Genomic DNA, 3,381 nt, shown 5'->3' with positions numbered 1-3,381 from the left:
TATCGCACAGCGCAAACGCTTCGCGCATTTTTTCTTGGGCCCGTTCCAGCGGCCACAGTTTCAGGCGCAGGTTGGTGTCGAGCGAGGTGCGTACGCCGTGCTTGCGCGCATGCGCCATCGCCGCCAGTCCGGCATCGCAGGCCGATGCGCTGATCGCCAGGCTGATGCCTGACAGGTGCAGCACCTTGGCCGCGGCGATCGCCGCCAGCGGCAACTGCGCGCTGGCGTAGCGGCTGGCGGCGGAGCCGGCGCGCAGATAGTCGAAGTGGTGGCCGTCCTGGTCGTGCGATACAAAATACACGCCGGTGGCGGCTTGCGGATCGCTGGTGACGTGGCTGGCGTCGACCTGTTCGGCCAGCCACAGGTCGCGCAGCTTCTGCCCGAAATGATCGTTGCCGAGCGCGCTGATGTAACCGCTGCGCGCGCCCTGGCGAGCGGCGGCGATGCAGAAGTTCGACGTATCGCCGCCGAAACCCTGCAGGTACATGCGGGCATCATGCTGCCGCTGGTTGAACTCCACCATGGCTTCGCCATAGGCCAGGATATCTATAGTCATTGCTTGTGCCGGATCAGGTTAAAAGAAGGTCTGGATCACATCGACCACCTGGTGCTGTGGATCGAGCACCGCAATCTGGCGCCACTTGTCGAAGGTCAGGCAGGGATGGGAGATGTCGAAGCCGATCATGTCGCCGACCTTGATATCGTCGCCTTCGGTGATCTGCAGATAGGCATGCTGGTCCATCATGCCAGTCAGCTGCCAGTGCGCCGGCGTAGCCGTGGGAGCAGGATTGCCCGGGCGATAATGCACGGCGGGCAAAGGCAGGCCGGCATCGAATGCGGCGTCACGCTTGCCGAGCGCGATGATGGCTTTGCCGGTTTCCGGAATCGACTGCACATAAGCCCATAATTGCAGGGCCGGCAGCAGCTCGGTGCGCATCTTGCGGGCGATCGGATTGCGGGTCTGGATCTGCGCCTGCGCGGCGCGATAAATGCCGACGTCATGGGTCAGGTAGCAGCCCGGGCGCAGCACCACGTCCAGCGGCAGGCCGATGTCGGTCTTGGCGAACTCTTCGGCGACCACGTCATACCAGGCCGAACCGGCGCCGGTCAGTATCACCGGCTGCGCTGCGCTGCTGGTGGTGCCTGCCGTGCGCGCGGCAAAACGGCCATCCTTGGCCAGTTGTTTGGCGCAGGCGACTGCATGCTGCAGGAAACTGCGGATATCGGCTTCTTCCTTCAGCACGCCTTCGTACACTTCGACGCCGGCCAGCACCAGGCTTTCGGGCCAGCGCGCCAGCGCTGCCAGCACCGCCTCTTGCTGTTGCGGATTGCGGATGCCGGTGCGGCCGCCGTCAGGGCCCAGTTCCAGCAGCACATGCAGCTCTTGCTTGCGCGCCTGGAAGAATGCGCCCAGCTGGTCGACGCCGTCGGCCGAATCGACCAGGCAGCAGAATGCAAAGGAGGGGTCGGCCAGCAGATCGGAAATGATCGCCATGTTCTGTTTGCCGACCAGCTGGTTGGCCATGATCACGCGCTGCACACCGTGCTGGCGGGCGACCCGGGTCTGGTGGGCGGTAGCCAGGGTAATGCCCCATGCGCCGCCGGCCAGCTGGCGCGCAAACAGTTTCGGCGCCATCGTGGTTTTACCGTGCGGAGCCAGCTTGACGCCGTATTCGGTGACGAACTGCTGCATCCACTGCAGGTTGTGCGTCATGCGTTCTTCGTACAGCACGGCGGTAGGCAGGCTCAGGTCTTCCCGCAGCAGGTTCCAGTTGTGCGCCTTGATTTCAGCGGCTGGCAGCGCTTGCTGGAATGCACCCAGGCCCTTGTTCAGGGGATCGATCAGCGGGTTCTGGTAATCGCTGTGATAGTTAATAACATTTGTCATCGGATCTCCTCCATCAAAATTCATTTGACGTAATCATATCCTTGAATTTACTATATTAAAAGCATGTTACAAAGTAACATAGCGTTTTCTTCCTGCTGTGTCTGTTACCAGGATACTGCGGTTTTATTGCCGTTTCACCCGTATGTCGACTGGCAGCAGATGACACAATTATTCGATATTGTCTCGCGCATCGCCGAACGCAGCAGCCAGCTGCGCCTGGCTGAGCAAAAAGTGGCGCAGGCAATCCTGAGCGACCTGCCGTTTGCGGCCAGCGCCAGCATCCAGACCCTGGCTAAACAGGCCGGCGTCAGCGAAGCCAGCGTCACCCGCTTTGCCAAGGCCATCGGCTGCCGCGACGTGCGCGAACTGAAGATGCGGCTGGCCCAGGCGGCAGCGATCGGCCAGCGGTTTTTGCGGGTCGAGAATTCTGTTGCTGAAAATCAATTTCCGCAAATCGTCGATATCGTCTATGCCGATATCCACAAGTCGCTGGAGGTCAACCGCAGCCTGCTGAGCCAGGATAACTTGCTGCAGGCGGCGCGGGCGCTGCTGCAGGCGCGCATGATTTACGCCTTTGGCATGGGCGGCGGCTCGACTATGCTGTCGGATGAGGCCCGCTACCGGCTGGTGCGCCTGGGGCGCCCGGTGGCCACCTACCACGACGCCATGTTGCAGAAAATGGTGGCGGCGACGCTCGACAAGGACGATGTGATCCTGGCCCTGTCGACCACCGGCAATGTGCCCGAACTCAACGCCAGCTGCGCCATCGCCAAGGAGTATGGAGTGCGGCTGGTGGCGATCACCGCCCTCGGTTCGCCGCTGGCGGCGATGGCCGATGTGCTGTTGCCGCTGAAGTCGCTGGAAACCGATTTTATTTTCAAGCCCTCGTCGTCGCGCTACGCCATGATGATGGCGCTGGACGTGCTGATGACTGAGTTGGCATTGCTGCAAAAGGACCACAGCCAGGAGTTGCTGCGGCGCCTCAAATTCACACTGGATACACATCGCGGCGGCAGCAATCGCGAGCCGTTGGGAGACTGAAATGAGCACTGATTCAAATGCATTGCCGACGCCAAGCTGCACGCCAAGCTGCGATACCTTGATTCGCAACGTGTCGGTGATCGACGGCAGCGGCAGCCCGGCGTATGTCGCCGATGTCGCCCTGGCCGGCGGCCGCATCCTGCACATCGAACCGCGCAGCGATGCCAGCGCCGGCGCGCTGTCCGGCTGGCAGGCCCAGCAGGTGATAGACGGCAGCGGCAAGGTCCTCAGTCCCGGCTTCATCGACGTCCATACGCACGACGATACCAACGTGATCCGCACGCCGAGCATGCTGCCGAAACTGTCGCAGGGCGTCACGACCGTAGTGGTCGGCAATTGCGGCATCAGCGCCGCGCCGGTCAGCCTCAAGGCGGAACCGCCGGATCCGATGAACCTGCTGGGCGAGGCAAGCGCTTTCAGCTATCCGACTTTTGCTTCCTATGTCGAAGCGG

4 protein-coding genes are annotated in these 3,381 nt (G+C 62.1%); 2 read left to right on the top strand and 2 right to left on the bottom strand.

The annotated features are described in order from the left end of the window. Together JWQ61_RS11585 and JWQ61_RS11580 are read right to left on the bottom strand one after the other, a co-directional pair. The coding region (locus tag JWQ61_RS11585) for a sugar kinase (RefSeq protein WP_304360665.1) at positions 1-556 on the bottom strand (556 nt) is incomplete at its 3' end. An 18-nt stretch (positions 557-574) separates the two neighbouring features. After that, positions 575-1,888, bottom strand: coding sequence for an amino acid deaminase (locus JWQ61_RS11580; RefSeq protein WP_304360664.1), 1,314 nt, complete (start codon positions 1,886-1,888; stop codon positions 575-577). 159 nt (positions 1,889-2,047) lie between these two features. Between JWQ61_RS11580 and JWQ61_RS11575 the strand changes: the two genes are divergently transcribed. Further along, complete coding sequence (locus JWQ61_RS11575) at positions 2,048-2,929, top strand: MurR/RpiR family transcriptional regulator (RefSeq protein ID WP_304360663.1); 882 nt, start codon at positions 2,048-2,050, stop codon at positions 2,927-2,929. Position 2,930: 1 nt separating this feature from the next. Next, on the top strand, positions 2,931-3,381 hold a 451-nt coding region (locus JWQ61_RS11570), incomplete at its 3' end, for an amidohydrolase family protein (protein ID WP_304360662.1).

This window comes from Collimonas fungivorans, assembly GCF_028292705.1.
GTDB classification, from domain to species: domain Bacteria; phylum Pseudomonadota; class Gammaproteobacteria; order Burkholderiales; family Burkholderiaceae_D; genus Collimonas; species Collimonas fungivorans_B.
Note: the sequence above shows the minus strand (reverse complement) of the source record. Positions and strands in the feature narration are given on the sequence as shown.